The sequence below is a fragment of the uncultured Pseudokineococcus sp. genome (assembly GCF_947495735.1).
Taxonomy (GTDB): domain Bacteria; phylum Actinomycetota; class Actinomycetes; order Actinomycetales; family Quadrisphaeraceae; genus Pseudokineococcus.
This window is the reverse complement of the sequence record NZ_CANMAA010000021.1, coordinates 1-16,318: the sequence shown is the minus strand read 5'-3', so window position 1 is coordinate 16,318 and position 16,318 is coordinate 1. Positions and strand designations below refer to the sequence as shown.

Here is a 16,318-nt window from a genome sequence, read left to right as displayed (position 1 = left end):
CCCGGCCCGACGCACGTCGACCGGCCCCGAGGGGGCCGGTCCCGGACCACCGCGGCGACGGCGCCGCACGGACGAGGAGGGGACATGCGGCTGACGAGGCGCGAGCTGCTCGCGCTCGCAGGTGTCGGCACGGCGGGGGCTCTGGCGGGGTGCGCGGGCCAGCTGCCCGAGGCGGACGTCACCGCCGCGGGCTTCGGCGAGGACGCGAGCGGCGTCGTCCGCGTGTGGACGCGCGGGGCGACGGTCGAGGGCATGAGCGGTGTGGTGGACGCCTTCCACGCCAGCCAGGACCGCATCCGCGTCGAGCTGACGCCCGTGCTCGACGGGCAGTACGTCACCAAGCTGGCGACCGCGATCCGCGGCCGCGAGGTGCCCGACGTCGTCGACATCGACGACATCAACGCCATGCTCTTCATCTACCGGGACGTCTTCACCGACCTGACGCCGCTCGTCGAGCAGCTCGAGGGCCGCGACCAGCTGAGCCCGGCGCACCTGGGCCTGGCCACCGTCGACGACCGCGTCTACGGCGTCCCGTTCCTGGCCGACGTCTCCCTGCTCTGGGGCAACACGGAGCTGCTGGACCGGGCGGGCGTCGACCTCGCGTCGCTGGAGAGCCTCGAGGCCGCGGCCGAGGCCGCCGCCGCCGTGAGCGACCTCGGTCCGGACGTCCACGGGTGGTCGACCGCCGGCAACAACCCCGGCATCCTCGGCTTCACCGTGCAGCCCCACACGTGGGCCGCGGGCGGGCGGATCCTCGAGGGCGAGGTCGGCTCGCAGACCGGGGACCTGGTGGGCAACGACGCGCTGCGCGGCACGCTGGAGGCCTACCGGTCGATGTGGGAGGCCGGCTCGATGCCGCCCGCCAACTTCTCCGACAGCGGCGCGGCGTGGGGGGCCGACTTCCGCGCCGGGTCGGTGGGGCTGCTCCCGTGCAACTTCATCTCCGGGGCGCTAGAGGGCGACGAGGCCCACCGGGAGCGCACGGACGTGCGCCTGCTCCCCGGCCCGGGCGGCGGCGGCGCCTTCTTCGCCGGCGGCGACAACCTCTGCATCCCGCGGGGGGCGCGCAACCCGTCGGCGGCGTGGGAGCTCGTCCGCTTCGCGCTGGCCGTGGAGCAGCAGGAGCGGATGCCCGACCACGGCTTCCTCCCGATCCGCGCCGATGCGGCGACCGAGCGCTACCGGGAGAGCTACCCCCTGGCGGTGCTCCCGCTGGAGCAGATCAGCGAGGGGTACGCGCCGCGGACGCTGTCGTACAACCTGCTGTTCAACCAGGCCGACAGCCCCTACCTGGCGATGTTCCGGGAGGCCGTCTTCGGCCGCGGGGTGGACCCGGCCCTGGAGCAGGCGCAGGCCGAGTTCGACCGCATCCTCGAGCAGGCCCAGCGATGAGCGCCCCCGCCCAGGCCGCGGGCGCCGGCGCCTCCGCCGCCGCGGGAGCCGCTGCCGGCGGCCGTGCACCGCGGCGCTCGGCGTCCCACGGCAGCCTGACCCACCGCGAGCGCACCGGCGTCCTCCTCGTCCTGCCGGCTGTGGCCATGGTCTCGGTCTTCGTGCTGCTGCCGCTCGTGCTGGCCGTCGGGATCTCCTTCACCAACTGGCCGCTCATCGGCGACTACGAGCTCATCGGCCTGCAGAACTTCACGGCCATCGCGCAGGACACGGCCTTCCTGCAGGCCGTGGGCTACACGCTGCTCTACACGGCGATCGTCACCGGACCGATCCTCGTCGTCGGCTACCTCATGGCGGTGGTCGTGCGGACCAACCGGCGGGGGTCCACCGCGCTGCGGACGCTCTTCTTCCTGCCCTACGTCATCGGCCTGTCGACGCTGAGCTTCATGCTCGTCCTGGAAGCCCAGCCCGGCAGCGGCGCCGTCAACCTCCTGCTGGGGGCCCTCGGCATCACCGACGGCCAGACGGCGTGGCTCGTCGACGCCGGCCTCGCGACGGGCCTCATCACCGTGCTCGTGGTCTGGGGGGTCTCCGGCCTGACGATGATCCTGCTGGTCTCCGGCATGCAGTCCGTGCCGCGCGAGGTCCACGAGTCGGCGGAGATGGACGGCGCCACGTGGTGGCAGCGCGAGCGCCGCATCGTCATCCCCATGATCCGCCGGCCGATCGCCATGAGCCTCGTGCTGTCGGTGATCGGCTCCTTCCTCGCCTTCACGCAGTTCTTCATCCTCACGCAGGGCGGCCCCGGCACCTCCACGACGCCGGTCGTCCTCAACATCTACAACCGGGCCTTCGTGCAGCTGCAGGTGGGAGCGGCGACGGCGCTGTCCCTCGCGCTCGTGCTCGTCGTCGGCCTCGTCACCGCCGCGCAGTTCTGGCTCCTGCGCGAGCGCGACTGACCCGTCCTCCGCCCGTCGCCGGCCCGTCCGGGACCGGCGACGAGCCCCCGCAGACGAGCACCAGCACCACGACCGGAGGGACGACCATGGCCACGACCACCGCACCGCGCACCGGGGAGGGCAGGACCGGGGAGGGCAGGCCGGCGGGAGCGCGCTCGGGGCGGTCGAACCCCGACGGCCGGTCCGAGAGCCGCACCAAGGTGCTGCTCTACGGCCTGGCCGCCGTGCTCGCCGTCGCCGTCTTCCTGGCCCCGCTCCTGTGGGCGCTGCTGCGGGCGTTCCAGCCCAACGCCGTGATCACCGCCGCCCCCACGTGGGGCACCTTCTTCGACCTCACGGCGGCCAACTTCGCCGGCCTCCAGGGCCTGGGGCTGATGCGGGCCGTTGGCAACAGCCTGCTCGTCGCGGTCAGCACGGCCGTGCTGACGGCGGTCCTGGCGACCGCCGCGGGGTACGGCTTCGGCCGCTTCCGCTTCCGCCTCTCGGGCGTCGCCTTCGGCGCCATCCTGCTGACGCTGATGGTGCCGTTCCAGGCGATCCTCACGCCGCTGTTCCTGCAGCTCAACGCGATGCGCCTGACGGACAGCCTGCTGGGGCTCGTGCTCTTCTACACGACGGTCAACCTGCCGTTCGGCGTCTTCGTCATGCGCAACGCCTTCGCCAGCGTCCCGGCGGAGCTGGAGGACGCGGCGTTCGTCGACGGCGCCGGCACCTCGCGCACCTTCTTCTCGGTGCTGCGGCCCCTCGTGGCTCCCGGCATCGCCACCACGGCCCTCTACGCCTTCCTCGTCTCGTGGACGGAGTTCCTCGGGGCGCTGACGTTCCTCACCCGGGCCGAGCTGTACACGCTGCCCGTCGCCCTGCTGAACCTCCAGCAGGGCGCGTACGGCCAGGTCGACTACGGCCTCCTCTCCGCCGGCGCCGTGATCGCGATGATCCCCTGCGTCGTCCTGTACATGGCGCTGCAGCGCTACTACGTCGCCGGGCTCGCCTCGGGGGCCGTCAAGGGCTGAGCGGCCCGCCCGCTCACCGCCGGCGCGGGTCCCACAGGACGAGCGCGCCGGTGGTGGCGCGGCTGACCCGGCGCCCCATCGTCCCGGCGACGACGTCGCCGGCGCGGTCGGCGGTGAAGACGCGGCGCTGGGCGCCGACGAGGCTCCGCAGCCGCTCGACCTCCTCGGACAGGCGCAGGACCCTGCGCTCCAGCTCCAGGATCCGCTTGATGCCGGCGAGGTTGACGCCGTCCTCCTGGGACAGGCGCTGGACCTCCCGCAGCGTGGCGACGTCGCGCAGGCTGTAGCGCCTCCCCCGCCCGGTGGAGCGGCGCGCCTCCACGACGCCGAGGCGGTCGTACTGCCGCAGCGTCTGCGGGTGCATCCCCGCGAGCTCCGCGGCGACCGAGATGGGAAGCACCGCGGCGTCGACGTCGACCTCCGACCCCCCGCGAGGGGTCGAGGGGCCGGACGCCCGGCTCATCGCGGCGCTCCGGCCCCGCTCTGGGGGCCGCGCCCGCTCGCGCCGCGCACCTTCTGCAGCAGGTCGGCCCGGGCGTCGGTGTCGGCGGTGGCCGCGGCGAACGCCTCGACCGCGGCGCGGGCCTCGTCGCCGAGCCGCTGCGGGACGACGACGCTGAGCGTGACCAGCAGGTCGCCGGTGCGCTTGGCCGTCGTGACCCCGCGGCCGCGGGCGCGCAGCACCCGGCCCGACGGCGTGCCCGGCGGCACGCGCAGGCGGACGGTGCCGCCGTCGAGGGTGGGCGCCTCGACGTCCGCGCCGAGGGCGGCCTCGGCGAAGGTCACCGGCAGGGTGACGCGCAGGTCCTCCCCGTCGCGGGTGAAGACCGGGTGGGGGCGGACCGTGACGGTGATGACGAGGTCGCCCGGCGGCACCCCCCTCCCCCCGGACGCTCCCTTGCCGCGCAGGCGGATCTTCTGGCCGTCGCGCACACCGGCCGGGATGCGGGCCGTGACGGTCGTGCCGTCGCCGGCGCGCAGCGTCGTCGTCGAGCCCTCGGCCGCCGTGGTGAAGTCCAGCGTCGTCGACGCCTGGAGGTCCGAGCCCTGGCGCGGGCGCGACGGCCCCCCGCCGTAGCTCGCCCCCGGACCGCCCTGGTTGAAGATGCCGTCGAGCAGGTCCTCGAACCCGGGCGGCGCGGCGCCGCCGCCGCCCTGCGGGCCCGCGCCGTAGCGAGCGCGCTGGCCGCCCCCCTGGCCGAACATCCCGCCGAAGAGGTCCTCGAAGCCCCCGCTCCCGGCGCCCGGGCCCGCGCCCCTGCCGCCGGCGCTGAAGCGCGCCCCGCCCGCCATGGCGCGCACGGCGTCGTACTGCTCGCGCTTCTCGGGGTCCGAGAGCACCGAGTAGGCCTCGCCGATCTCCTTGAAGCGCCGCTCCGCCGCCGCGTCACCGGGGTTGGCGTCCGGGTGCAGCGTGCGGGCGAGCTTGCGGTAGGCCTTCTTGACGTCCGCCGCGCTGGCGTCCTTGGGCACGCCGAGCTCGGCGTAGAAGTCCTTCTCGATCCAGTCCTGGCCGGACAACGCGGCTCCTTCCCTGCCGGGGTGGCGACCGGGGCGGGCGGGCCGCCGGGCCGGTGCTGGTCGTGGTGCTGGCTCGTCCGCCGCGCTCTCGGCGCGCCGGACGATGCGCGGCGCCCCGCCCGGCCGGGTGGCCGGGCGGGGCGCCGGTGCGGGACTGCCCCGCAGATCGCTGGTGCTGGAGGCCCCTACTGGGGGCCCGCGACGGCGACGCGCGCCGCCCGCAGGACGCGCCCGCCGGCCCGGTACCCGGGCTGGAGCACCTGGGTCACCGTGGTGACCTCGTAGCCCTCGCCGGCGCCGTGCATGAGCGCCTCGTGCACGGCCGGGTCGAAGACCTCCCCCGCCTCGCCGTAGCGCTCGAGTCCCAGGCGCTCCAGCGTCGACTCGAGCTTGTCGGCGATGGAGGCCGCCGGGCCGTCGCTGAGCCCGCCGTGGGTGCGGGCCAGCACGACGTCGTCGAGCACCGGCAGCAGCGCCTCGAAGACCGAGGACTTCGCCGAGGCGGCGGAGACGTCGCGGTCGCGGTCGACGCGCTTGCGGTAGTTGACGTACTCCGCCTGCAGGCGCTGGAGGTCCTCCAGCCGCTGGTCGGCCAGCTGCTGCACGGCCGCGTCCCCGCCGGCGGCACCGGCGAGCACGTCCTCGGCCGTCAAGTCCGAGGCGCTCGCGTCGGGGTCGCCCGCCGTGGCGTCCGGCTCGTGGGGCGCCTGGTCGGCGTCCGCAGTCCCGCCCGCCGGCGACGACCCGGCCGGCTGCTCGCGCACCTGGCCGGTCTCCGGGTCGATGCGACGTCGGTCGCGCACCACGGGGTCGCCCTCGCGGGGGTCCCGCTGGCCGCCCTGCTCCGGTCCGCTCGCGCCGGCCGTCACCGGGTGCCGTCCGTGCGGTCATCCTCGTCGTCCACGATCTCGGCGTCGACGACGTCGTCGTCGGCCGAGCCCTGGGCGCCGCCGTCAGCAGCGCCCTCGGACGTGGCGTCGTCGGCCGGCGCGCCCTGCTCCTGCTGCTGGGCGTACATCGCGGCGCCGAGGGTCTGGCTCGCCGTGGAGAGCTCCTCCTGGGCGGACTTGACGGCCTGGACGTCGTCGCCGGCGAGCGCGGTGCGCAGCGCCTCGACCTTGCCCTTGACCTCGGACTTGCCGTCCTCGGGGAGCTTGTCGTCGTTGTCGGCGAGGAACTTCTCGGTGGAGTAGAGGAGCTGCTCGGCCCCGTTGCGGACCTCGGCCTCCTCACGGCGCTGCTTGTCCTCCTCCGCGTGCGCCTCGGCGTCGCGGACCATGCGGTCGATCTCGTCCTTGGACAGCGCGCTGCCGCCGGTGATCTGCATCGACTGCTCCTTGCCCGTGCCGCGGTCCTTGGCGGACACGTGCACGATGCCGTTCGCGTCGATGTCGAAGGTGACCTCGATCTGCGGGATGCCCCGCGGCGCCGGCGCGATGCCGGTCAGCTCGAAGTTGCCCAGCGGCTTGTTGTGCTGCGCCAGCTCGCGCTCGCCCTGGAAGACCTGGATCTGCACGCTCGGCTGGTTGTCGTCGGCCGTCGTGAAGACCTCGGAGCGCTTGGTCGGGATGGCCGTGTTGCGCTCGATGAGCTTGGTCATGATCCCGCCCTTGGTCTCGATGCCCAGGGACAGCGGCGTGACGTCGATGAGGAGGACGTCCTTGCGCTCGCCACCGAGGACGCCGGCCTGCAGGGCGGCGCCGACGGCGACGACCTCGTCCGGGTTCACGCCCTTGTTGGGCTCCTTGCCGCCGGTGAGGCTGCGGACGACGTCCGCGACGGCCGGCATCCGGGTGGAGCCGCCCACGAGGACGATGTGGTCGATGTCGGCGACCTTGACGTCGGCGTCCGCGATGACCCGGTTGAAGGGCTCCTTGGTGCGGTCGAGCAGGTCCTTGGTGAGCTGCTCGAACTGCGCGCGGGTGAGCTTCTCGTCGAGGTGGACGGGGCCGTTCTCCGTCATCGACAGGTACTGCAGCGAGATGCTGGTGCTCGTCGCGCTCGAGAGCTCCTTCTTGGCCTGCTCGGAGGCCTCGCGCAGGCGCTGCATGGCGATCTTGTCCTTGGACAGGTCCACGCCGGAGCTGTTCTTCACCGTGGTGACGAGGTGCTGGACGACGCGCGCGTCCCAGTCGTCGCCGCCCAGGCGGTTGTCACCGCTGGTCGCGCGGACCTGGATGGTGGAGAAGCCGTCCTCGGCGTCCTTGCCCACCTCGAGGAGGGAGACGTCGAACGTGCCGCCACCGAGGTCGAAGACGAGGATCAGCTCGTCCTCCTTGCCGCGGTCGAGGCCGTAGGCCAGCGCGGCGGCGGTGGGCTCGTTGATGATGCGCGCCACCTTCAGGCCCGCGATCTCGCCGGCCTCCTTGGTGGCCTGGCGCTCGGCGTCGTTGAAGTACGCCGGGACGGTGATGACGGCGTCGCTGACGCTCTCGCCCAGGTAGGACTCGGCGTCGCGCTTGAGCTTCTGCAGCACGCGGGCGGAGATCTCCTGCGCCGTGTACTTCTTGCCGTCGATCTCCTGCGACCAGTCGGTGCCCATGTGGCGCTTGACCGAGGCGATCGTGCGGTCGACGTTCGTGACGGCCTGGCGCTTGGCGATCTCGCCGACCAGGGGCTCGCCGGACTTGGCGAACGCGACGACCGACGGGGTGGTGCGGCCGCCCTCGGCGTTCGCGATGACGGTGGGCTCACCGCCCTCGAGGACCGAGACGACGGAGTTGGTGGTGCCGAGGTCGATGCCGACAGCTCGTGCCATGGGGGTGCTCCTCCTGCGTGGTGCCGTGTTCGCTCAGGTCTTGAGCCGAGTGCGCTCAACTCTGCGTCGGGCGCCGGCGGGTGTCAAACCGGGGCCGCTGTAGTTGAGCCTGCCTCACTCAACTGGAGGAGCGGGTGAGGTGTTCCCGCTTCCTGGCGGGCCGTGGGCGGGCCCCCGTTGTGGGATCCAGGACTACATGTCAGCGTCCAGCTTTCGTGTCACCTGCGTGTCACTATCCAGATTCCGTGTCACCCGCGAGGACGCTCGTAGTCGTGGCCATCGCCGGCTCGTCGGGGACCGAGGTGCGGTACGTCAGCGCCGTCGGTGAGGACGTCGTCACGACCTGGGGCGCCCTCGACGGAGCCGAGGCGGTGCGGGGCCTGCCGGTGCGGCGGATCTCCTCGCACGCAGGCCAGCGGCACTACCCAGGGTCCTTCTGGTCGGCCACGACCGGCGACCACGTGGGCTACGAGAGCCGCCTCGAGCTGGACCGGCTGTGGCTGGCCGACCACGACCCGACGGTGGCGTGGATCGCCAGCCAGCCGGTGTGGCTGTCCGGGGACGACGGGCCGGTCCGGCGCCGGCACGCCCCGGACCTGCTGCTGCAGCACGCCGACGGCTCCTTCGCCCTCGTGGACGTCAAGCCCGCCGCCTTCGTCGAGGTTCCGAGAGTCGCGGAGGTCTTCGCCTGGACCGGCCGGCTGTGCGCGGCGAAGGGCTGGCGCTACGAGGTCTGGTCGGGCGCGTCGGCGGTGCTGATGGACAACCTTCGCTGGCTCGGTGGCACCCGGCGGCTGGAGCTGGTGGACCCGGACGCACTGGACGTGGTGCAGCGGGTCGCGGCGACCGGGATGACGCTCGGCGAGGTGATCGCCGCCACCACGCCACAGGTGCCCGCGAGCTTGGCGGCGCCGGTGACCCGGTGGCTGCTGTGGTCGGGCGCCTGGGTCGCCGACCTCGAGGTGCCGTTGTCAGACGCGACGGTCATCGCCTGGGCGCAGGACGCGTCATGAGCGGCGGCACCGTCGACCTGGCCCCGGGGACCCAGCTGTGGTTCGAGGGCGCGGTCTGGACGGTGCAGGAGGTGACCGCGGCCACGGTGACGCTCTCGCGCGGGAAGCAGCTGCGCGCCGTGGCGACGGCCGCGGTCTCTGCGCAAGCAAGCGTGGTCAGCGACGACACCGAGCCCGCGGACGACGAGGAGCTCGTGTCGCTCCTACTCGGCAGCCTCAAGCCCGCGCAGATGGCAGCCCTGGAAGAGCGCGCCCGGCACGTGCGGCAGCTGCTGACGACCACCGGTGGCGAGGACGAGCCCGCGGGAGGCCGCTTCGCGGCGAAGGCGACCGAGCTCGGCGTGTCCGTGCGGACCTTGCACCGCTGGGTCGCCGGCTACCGGGATGCCGGTGTCGCCGGGCTGGCCGACAGCAGGCTGCTCAACCGGTACGGCAGCCGCATCGACAAGCGCTGGGACGCGGCATGCCTACGGGTGCTGGCTGACCTGGTCGACGCCTCGACCCCCACGATGAGCGTGGTCATCGCCCGAGTAGCCCGCGACCTGGCGGCGACCCACGGCGCCGACGTCGTCCCGCTGCCGTCCCGCGCCGCGGCCTACGTCCGGCTCCGCCAGCTGTCGAAAGGTCGGCACGCGTTCGGCAGCGCGAAGGGTCGCCGGTCGGTCGCCGCGCGCCCGCAGGGGGTTTACGGGCGGCTGGTGGCGACGCGGCCGGGTGAGTACGTGGTGCTGGACTCGACACCGTTGGACGTCTTCGCGATGGAGCCGGTGACGCTGCGGTGGGTGCCGGTGGAGCTGACCGTCGCCCTCGACCTCTACACCCGGTGCGTGCTGGGGCTGCGGCTGTCGCCGATCTCGACGACCTCCCAGGACGTCGCCAACGTGCTGTTCCAGTGCGTCACCCCGCAGGAGCCGGTCCGCGCCGGGGAGCCGCCGGCGGCGCTGGCCGGGCTGCCGCTGGACCCGCCCACCGACGACGAGGGAGAGGACGACTCCGACGGTGGTCGCGGTGCTCCCCGGGAGGGTGTGTGGCCCTTCCACGGAGTGCCGGCGAACGTGCTGGTCGGCACCGAGACACCGGACGGGGTGTCCCAGGCGCGGGTGGGCGGGCTGCCGGCGTGCATGCCCGAGGCGATCGTCATCGACCACGGCAAGGCGTACATGTCCTCCCACGTGCTGGGGGTCTGCGCCCGGCTGGGGATCACGGTTCAGCCGGCGATCCCCCGCAAGCCCACCGACAAGCCGACGGTGGAGCGGTTCTTCCGGACCCTGCGCCAGGGGCTGCTGCAGCACCTGCCCGCCTACAAGGGCCCCGACGTCGCCAACCGGGGCAAGGACGTCGAGGGGCAGGCGTTCTTCTACGTCACCGAGCTCGAGGCGGTGATCCGCCAGTGGGTCGGCTCGGTGTACCACCACACCGCCCACGCGGGCCTGTGCGTCCCGCAGCTGCCGCAGGCGTCGTTCTCCCCGGCGGAGATGTTCGCGGTGGGCCTGGCCCGGGCCGGGACGCTGCGGCTGCCCGCCCGGCCTGGGCTGGCGTACGACTTCCTGGCGGTGGTGTGGCGCACCATCCAGCACTACGGCGTGGAGATCCACGGGCAGCGGTACAACGGGCCGGGCCTGAACCTGCACCGCGGGCACCGTTCCCCCTTCGGTGGGGTGCACGCGGGCAAGTGGCCCTTCCACGTCGACGTGTCCGACGTCCGGCACGTGCACTTCCGCGACCCCGACACCGGCGAGTGGCACCGCCTGGTGTGGGAGCACGCCCACGGCCTGGACGCCCCGTTCTCCCAGGCCGCGGCCGACTACGCCCGCCAGGTCAGCGTCCGCACCCACCGGCACGTCGACCCCCAGCAGGCTGTGCACGACCTGCTGGGGCAGTGGTCGGCCGGCGAGGTCACCGCCCGCCGGGACCGGGCCCTGGCCCGCCGGCTCAGCGCCCAGCGCGCCGCCGCCGACACCACGCCCACGGCTCCGCCGGCGGCGGGCACGAGCGACGCGGCGACCACAGCGGCTGCGTCCGCGGCCGCGGCCCGGGAGGCGGCTCGGGAGGTGGCGAGCCTGCCGGGGGTGGTGGACCTGATGGCCCGCCGCTCCGAGCGGGCCCGGCGGCTGGAGGTCGTCGACGACGTCGACGTCTTCGCCCAGTACTACGCCGAGCACCCCGACGCCGACGGCCTGGAGGTGTTCGACGAGTGACCACCCTCGACGACGACACCAGCACCACCGGTCCCCACGCCGATGAAGAGGGGGCGGCCAACCCCTGGGCGACGTGGCTGGCCCGCCACGACGTGCAGCCCTACCAGCTGGCCCGCAAGGCCGGGTGGGACGCCTTCGTCGCCGCCGGCCCGCGGGAGGACTTCGCCACCCTCACCCGGACCCAGATGGAGGGCCTGGGCGCCGGCGCGCGGGAGGACTACGACGAGGCGCGGATGGTGTGGAACGCGAACCTGCCGACGATCCGGACCGCGCAGATGGCCTCGGCGTTCTCGCTGATGGGCCAGGTGCTGGCCTCGGGGCGCCGGGACGGGGACCGGCTGCGGGGGTCGGTGGTCATCGACGCCGCCCCCGGCCTGGGCAAGACGACGATCGCGACGCGCTTCGCGAAGGACTTCCACCGGGCCCAGTACCGCCGGCACGGCCCGACGACCCCCGAGGGCCACCAACGGCTGCCGGTGGCGTTCGTCGCGCTGACGGCGAACATGACGCTGAAGACCCTCAACAGCAAGCTGCTGGAGTTCTACGGCCACCCCGCCGCGCAACGGACGACGTCGACGCGGTTGGCGTCGCTGGCGGTGGACTGCGTGGTCTCCTGCCAGACCCGGCTGGTGGTGATCGACGACCTGCACTTCGTCGACTTCGCCCACCGCGCCGGCACCGAGGTCTCCAACCACCTGAAGTGGCTGGCCAACGAGATGCCCGTGACGTTCGTCTACACCGGGGTCGGGCTGGCCGCGAAGAAGTTCTTCGACGAAGGCCTGCACGGCTCCGACGTCGTCTACGCCCAGACCTCACGGCGGGCGACCCGCTGCCCCGTCGTCCCCTTCAGCACCACCACGGCGGCGGGAGCACGGGCATGGGTGGACCTGCTCGCCGCCCTGGAAGGCCACCTGAAGCTGGCCGAGGCCCGCCCGGGGATGCTCACCGACCACGCCGACCTGCTCTTCGCCCGCACCCAGGGCCACATCGCCTCCCTGACCAACCTGCTCGACCGGGCCTGCTACCTCGCGATCACCACCGGCGCCGAAAGGATCGACGAGGCCGTCCTGTCCCACGTCGTGACCGACAACGCCGCCCAGAACAGCTACGCCGCCGCCGGTCAACGACTCCAACCAGCCGCCGGCCGGTGAGGACGTTGAGACGCCGACGAGGGCGACGGCAGCCGGCGTGAGGCACGAGCAGGAGGAGACGCCGGGTGGGCTGATGCCGTGGCAGATCCCCGCGGACGTGCAGGCGAGGCGTCGGGCCGCGCGTGGTCCGCGGCTGCGGGTCGCCGCGCCCGCCCGGCCGTGGCGGGACGGCACCCCCGGCATCGGGCGGTGGCCGATCGCGGTGCCGGCTGTGCCCGGTGAGCAGGCGACGAGCTGGCTGGCCCGGGTCGGGTACCGCTACGACCTCAGCCCGCAGCAGCTGCTGGCGGCGATGGGCGCACGGACGGTCCTGACCGGCGCTGCCCGCGCCGGGGTCCACGTCGACCGCCACCGCGCGACGGTGCTCGAGCGTCTCGGTCTGGACGGGCTGCCGTTGGGCGCCGCCGGTGACGTCCTCGCGCACGCCCTCGAGCAGGGCTTGGCCGGGTACCGGCAGCACTACCGCGGTGACGCGCCGCGCACCGTGGCCACCAAGGGCACCCGGTACTGCCCGGCCTGCCTGGCCGACAACGGTGGCGTCTGGCCCGAGCGGTGGCGGTCCCCGCTGCACCTGGTCTGCCCCGAGCACCTGGTGCTGCTGGAGCAGCACTGCCCTGACTGCGGGGTGGCGCCGTGGTCGACCTCGGCGTGGGCCGGCCGCTCGCGCCCGTCGTGGTCGTGCACCGAGGTTGCGCCGGGCGAGCAGCCGCGGCGGACCCGGCGGGTCTGGTGCCCCGGTGACCTGCGCACCGCGACGGCGCGCCCGGCGACCGCGGAGCAGATGGCCACCGCACGCCTGGTGCGCGATCTCGCCCTGGCGGCCGCGGAGGATCGCGACGGCCCGGTCGAGGTGGCCGGGCTGGTGAGCACCCACGCCGACCACCTCACCGCGCTGCTGGACCTGCTGGACGAGCTCGCCCAGGGCAAGTCCGCGGTCTTCGAGGTCACCGCAGACCCCCACGTGGTCCTCGAGGGGCTGGCCGTCGCCGCGCAGGTCCTGGCCGCACCGGACCGAGTCCGTGCTGTGGCAGTGGCCGACTCCTACGGGGTGCTGAACCCGGCCGGCGGACACACCCCCATCGCCGGGGCCACCCGCGGGCGTGCCCGCCACCCGCTGCTGGGGACCCTCCGGTTGCTGTCGGTCGCCGAGCACCTGACCCCGACAGCACAGCTGACCTTCCGCACCGGCCGCGGGCGGCCCCGCTACCCCGCCGGGGACCGCCGCCCGCTCCACCCCGACCTGGCGCTTGCTGGGCAGGTGCCACTGGCGTGGATCCCCCAGCAGCTGTGGCGAGGGACGCTGGCACCGCACGTGGCGCCCACCGACTACAAGGGCCGGGCGTGCGCGGCGATGCTGCTGGCCCGCCTCGGCAACCCCCGCCCGTGGCAGCTGATCGCCGTCGACCTCGGCCTGCCGCGATGGTTCGCCGGCTACCCACCGGCGATGGTCGCCCGGCTACGACGCGCCGGGGCGTGGCCGGACTTCCTCGGCCAGCTCGAGGACCTCGCCGACCACCTCGCCGACGCCCCACCGCCGATCAACTACTCCGCCCGCCGGTGGATCGCCACCGACGTCGACCTGCTCACCACCCTCGTCGAGGCCGCCATCGGCGAGGTGCCCTACCCGGCCCCCTACCCCGGGCCGACCATGCACCTGGTCCGGGTCTTCTGGGAGGTCTACACCGGCGGCGACCTACGCCTGGCGCCGCCACCGCTGCGCGTCAACGAGGAAGACCACCCCACCCACCGGGCCGTCCGCCGCCGCATCGGCACCGACAGCGACCACATCTTCGCGGTCGCCGCGATGCGCTTGGCCCGGGCCACCCTCGACCAGCGCACCCACCACCCGTTGTGGTGGCAACCACCTTGAAGCGACATCCCCCGCCCGCGACGCCGGTGCCCCGGCCCCGCCGACCCTGGCCCGCCGGAGTACCACCACCACGAAGACATCTGGGACTACCACTCCACGATCGCCCGTCAGACCGCCATCGCCTTCGTCGACGCCGGCACCAGCCTCCCGTCGGCCCAGTTGATCTGGGACTACCTGAACCGCATCTACGGCATCCCCGAGGTGGACAACACCGAGCACCTGCCCGACCTTGTCACCACCCACGCCGCCGCCATCGCCGGCCTCACAACCTTTTCCGTCGAACGCCTACTGCGCCTCGAGAGGCTGACCGACCGCGCCCTGCACCACACCACTGGCGGCTTCCACACCCACCCCCTGTGGGAAAGCATGGAACGCCGCCTCAGCGCCGGTGATGCAGCCCCCTTAGACTCCTTTCAAGCTCCATCAGTGTTCTAAGCGGCGGCGGCGCTCTCGGTCAGCCCTTTTTCGGGCGCCCGTTCCATTCAAGCGCCAGGCGGCAAGCTCGACGCTCACCCCAAAAGCAGCGGCCACGTCTTCGTCGCTGGCCTGTCGTCGGGCGCGGGCGAGGGCTGCGACCGCTGGCAGCAGCAGCTCAGCACCAAGCTCGGCTGCCTCCTGCTCCTGTTCGCCGTCGGCGACGCGGCAGCCCCGCTGATCGACTAGGCGGGTGTCGAAGCGGTGCTCGAGGATCAGGTGGGCCAGCTCGTGGCTGATTGTGGCGCGACGTCGCTCGGGAGCGTGGGCGGCGTTCTCGAGGATAATTGCTGACCCGTCTTGTAGGGGAATGAGAGCACCGGACAGCGCACTAACGCCGGCTCCCGCGAAGTACTCCTTTGCCGCTGCAGAGCAGTTGAGGTCGTTAAGGTGGACCACAGGAACGCCGTAGAGCTTCGCCAGGGCGTACGGGTTAAAGATGTCGAAGGGACCGGTGCCGAGCTCGGCCCGTAACTCGATGGCTAGGTCCTTAAGGTGCTTCTTGATCATGGCTGCTTCTGCGACTTAACCCTTCGGATTGTCGCCTGGATGACGTCCTCGAGGTATGCGACGTCGTCGTCGGTCAAGTCCGAGCGCGCCCGGAGAAGCGGAGCCAGTTGAGCGACCAGCTCAGGCTCCTGAACCGTAGCGCCCCCCTCCTGGATGATGAAGGACTCGGCCGGCTGCCCCAGCCATGTCACCAGTGTCGCGAACCCGTCAGCGTCAGGGCGGTACCCGTTCCTCAGCCGGGACAGGAGTGACGGGCTCACGCCGATGTCCTTGGCCATCTGACGCCACGACAGGCTGTGCCCTTCCCTGTGCGCGTCCAAAGACGCGACGAGTGCTGCAACGTTGATCTTTGAACTGGTCATGGCGGGGCTCCTGCGTGTCGGTGTCGGGGCTCGCTGTGTCCCGATGCACCGAGTGTCGCAGTTTCGAGCCAGTGGTTGCGTCTCGACCCACCGGCGTGGTCCACTGCTCCAGGTGGTTCGATCTCGACCCACCGTTCCGGGATTAGATCATCTGCCAGATGGTCGTCCCACGACCCGCGGGCACCCGTGAGAGGGGCCGGCGAGGAAGCGAGGCCAGCGTGAGCGCCACGACCCCCATCACCACGGACCTGCCGGTCCTGTCCCAGAGCATCAACATCGACATCGAGTCCATCGCCCCGACGCAGGGCTTCGGCGCCAGCTCCTACGACGTCGCCAACATGACCATCACCGCGGTCGTGCAGAGCCCTGCCGACCAGGACTACCGACTCGTCCTGCAGGGCGACCTCGAGGCCGGGACCTCCGCCTTCGCCCGCGTCATCTCCGCCAGTAAGGCCCACTTCAAGGACGTCCGCCCCTTCAAGCGCATCATCAAGAAGGACGCCGAGATCATCCGCCCCGTCCTCGACAAGGCCGGCGAGGTCCTCGACACGACCACGAACGAGAAGCGCCAGCTCGAACAGCACGCGCAGCGGTACAAGGTCTCCGACATTCGGGTCCCGGCCGGGCAGCAGACCATCCGGATCCACGCCAGCCAGCTTCTGCTGCCCGTCGACGGCGACCCCCGGCACTACCGCTTTACCATGTACGCCCCCCAGCTCAGCCTCGCTCCCGTCAGCAACGTCCGCCTCGGGGCGACCGTCGTGCTGCCCCTCGACTTCGCAGGCACCGTCGAGCAGGTGCTCGTCGAGCCGATGCCCAACCAGCCCACGCCCAACCTGGTGGCCGGCGGCGACGCGCCGGTCGCCGTCGGCGGGCAGCAGGCCTACGGCTGGGCCTTCCAGGCGGACCCCAAGATCACCCTCGCCTACCGCTACGCCTGAGTCGGCCGGCCAACAACTGCGCTGCCCCTCGGTCGCACCAGGAGGGGCAGCGCAGTTCCGGCTCCGGCGGCGCCCTCCTGATTGAGTCCCGTGGCGTGGTGTAGGTGCGCGTGCTGCTCTGCGGGTTGAACTATGCCGTCTTCGCGGCGTTCAGGA

The 16,318-nt window shown here is 72.8% G+C and carries 15 protein-coding genes; 9 read left to right on the top strand and 6 right to left on the bottom strand.

Features of this window, described 5'->3' with window-relative positions:
• The first annotated feature begins 84 nt into the window (after positions 1–84).
• The 3 genes from Q0848_RS17920 to Q0848_RS17910 all read left to right on the top strand — a co-directional run bounded on the left by Q0848_RS17920 (position 85) and on the right by Q0848_RS17910 (position 3,364).
• Entirely contained in the window at positions 85–1,392 is a 1,308-nt protein-coding gene (locus tag Q0848_RS17920) for an extracellular solute-binding protein (RefSeq protein ID WP_299040044.1), read from the top strand.
• Positions 1,389–2,351 (top strand): carbohydrate ABC transporter permease, encoded by a 963-nt coding sequence (locus Q0848_RS17915; protein ID WP_299040041.1) that lies wholly within the window; start codon positions 1,389–1,391, stop codon positions 2,349–2,351. The genes Q0848_RS17920 and Q0848_RS17915 overlap by 4 nt, the downstream gene beginning before the upstream one ends.
• Positions 2,352–2,437: 86 nt before the next feature.
• Positions 2,438–3,364 carry a carbohydrate ABC transporter permease gene (locus Q0848_RS17910; RefSeq protein WP_299040040.1) on the top strand — a complete coding sequence of 309 codons (927 nt, stop codon included), beginning with the start codon at positions 2,438–2,440 and terminating at the stop codon, positions 3,362–3,364.
• A gap of 13 nt (positions 3,365–3,377) precedes the next feature.
• On the opposite strand, the gene Q0848_RS17905 is transcribed toward Q0848_RS17910, so the two are convergent.
• The 4 genes from Q0848_RS17905 to dnaK form a co-directional block, all read right to left on the bottom strand.
• Complete coding sequence (locus Q0848_RS17905; protein WP_299040038.1) at positions 3,378–3,827, bottom strand: heat shock protein transcriptional repressor HspR; 450 nt, start codon at positions 3,825–3,827, stop codon at positions 3,378–3,380.
• Positions 3,824–4,885 (bottom strand): DnaJ C-terminal domain-containing protein, encoded by a 1,062-nt coding sequence (locus tag Q0848_RS17900; RefSeq protein WP_366146672.1) that lies wholly within the window; start codon positions 4,883–4,885, stop codon positions 3,824–3,826. The genes Q0848_RS17905 and Q0848_RS17900 overlap by 4 nt, the downstream gene beginning before the upstream one ends.
• A gap of 185 nt (positions 4,886–5,070) precedes the next feature.
• The gene (gene grpE / locus Q0848_RS17890; RefSeq protein WP_299040037.1) at positions 5,071–5,754 is read right to left on the bottom strand and encodes a nucleotide exchange factor GrpE; all 684 of its coding nucleotides are present in this window, start codon (positions 5,752–5,754) and stop codon (positions 5,071–5,073) included.
• Positions 5,751–7,643, bottom strand: coding sequence for a molecular chaperone DnaK (gene dnaK / locus Q0848_RS17885; protein ID WP_299040036.1), 1,893 nt, complete (start codon positions 7,641–7,643; stop codon positions 5,751–5,753). Before dnaK ends, grpE begins: the two co-directional genes overlap by 4 nt.
• Before the next feature lie 272 nt (positions 7,644–7,915).
• Here dnaK and Q0848_RS17880 point away from each other — a divergent pair, with 272 nt between their 5' ends.
• The 5 genes from Q0848_RS17880 to Q0848_RS17860 all read left to right on the top strand — a co-directional run bounded on the left by Q0848_RS17880 (position 7,916) and on the right by Q0848_RS17860 (position 14,310).
• Positions 7,916–8,656 (top strand): TnsA-like heteromeric transposase endonuclease subunit, encoded by a 741-nt coding sequence (locus Q0848_RS17880; protein ID WP_299040035.1) that lies wholly within the window; start codon positions 7,916–7,918, stop codon positions 8,654–8,656.
• On the top strand, positions 8,653–10,854 hold the full coding sequence (locus Q0848_RS17875) for a hypothetical protein (RefSeq protein WP_299040033.1): 2,202 nt from the start codon (positions 8,653–8,655) through the stop codon (positions 10,852–10,854). The genes Q0848_RS17880 and Q0848_RS17875 overlap by 4 nt, the downstream gene beginning before the upstream one ends.
• Entirely contained in the window at positions 10,851–12,005 is a 1,155-nt protein-coding gene (locus tag Q0848_RS17870) for a TniB family NTP-binding protein (RefSeq protein ID WP_299040031.1), read from the top strand. Before Q0848_RS17875 ends, Q0848_RS17870 begins: the two co-directional genes overlap by 4 nt.
• A gap of 37 nt (positions 12,006–12,042) precedes the next feature.
• Positions 12,043–13,875, top strand: coding sequence for a TniQ family protein (locus Q0848_RS17865; protein WP_299040029.1), 1,833 nt, complete (start codon positions 12,043–12,045; stop codon positions 13,873–13,875).
• A gap of 159 nt (positions 13,876–14,034) precedes the next feature.
• Positions 14,035–14,310, top strand: a complete 276-nt coding sequence (locus Q0848_RS17860; RefSeq protein ID WP_299040027.1) for a hypothetical protein — start codon at positions 14,035–14,037, stop codon at positions 14,308–14,310.
• Here Q0848_RS17860 and Q0848_RS17855 read toward each other — a convergent pair.
• Entirely contained in the window at positions 14,299–14,859 is a 561-nt protein-coding gene (locus Q0848_RS17855) for an ImmA/IrrE family metallo-endopeptidase (RefSeq protein ID WP_299040024.1), read from the bottom strand. The genes Q0848_RS17860 and Q0848_RS17855 overlap by 12 nt on opposite strands.
• A complete protein-coding gene (locus tag Q0848_RS17850; RefSeq protein ID WP_299040022.1) occupies positions 14,856–15,221 on the bottom strand; it encodes a helix-turn-helix domain-containing protein in 366 nt (121 codons plus the stop codon). The genes Q0848_RS17855 and Q0848_RS17850 overlap by 4 nt, the downstream gene beginning before the upstream one ends.
• 218 nt (positions 15,222–15,439) lie before the next feature.
• Between Q0848_RS17850 and Q0848_RS17845 the strand changes: the two genes are divergently transcribed.
• Positions 15,440–16,162, top strand: a complete 723-nt coding sequence (locus tag Q0848_RS17845) for a hypothetical protein (protein ID WP_299040020.1) — start codon at positions 15,440–15,442, stop codon at positions 16,160–16,162.
• The last annotated feature ends 156 nt before the right edge of the window (positions 16,163–16,318 follow it).

Bases quoted from the DNA above. Each gene is read 5' to 3' on its own strand.
- Q0848_RS17910 (WP_299040040.1), top strand. From the start codon at position 2,438: ATGGCCACGACCACCGCACCGCGCACCGGGGAGGGCAGGACCGGGGAG.
- Q0848_RS17905 (WP_299040038.1), bottom strand. From the start codon at position 3,827: ATGAGCCGGGCGTCCGGCCCCTCGACCCCTCGCGGGGGGTCGGAGGTC.
- Q0848_RS17920 (WP_299040044.1), top strand. From the start codon at position 85: ATGCGGCTGACGAGGCGCGAGCTGCTCGCGCTCGCAGGTGTCGGCACG.
- Q0848_RS17875 (WP_299040033.1), top strand. From the start codon at position 8,653: ATGAGCGGCGGCACCGTCGACCTGGCCCCGGGGACCCAGCTGTGGTTC.
- dnaK (WP_299040036.1), bottom strand. From the start codon at position 7,643: ATGGCACGAGCTGTCGGCATCGACCTCGGCACCACCAACTCCGTCGTC.
- Q0848_RS17855 (WP_299040024.1), bottom strand. From the start codon at position 14,859: ATGATCAAGAAGCACCTTAAGGACCTAGCCATCGAGTTACGGGCCGAG.
- Q0848_RS17850 (WP_299040022.1), bottom strand. From the start codon at position 15,221: ATGACCAGTTCAAAGATCAACGTTGCAGCACTCGTCGCGTCTTTGGAC.
- Q0848_RS17915 (WP_299040041.1), top strand. From the start codon at position 1,389: ATGAGCGCCCCCGCCCAGGCCGCGGGCGCCGGCGCCTCCGCCGCCGCG.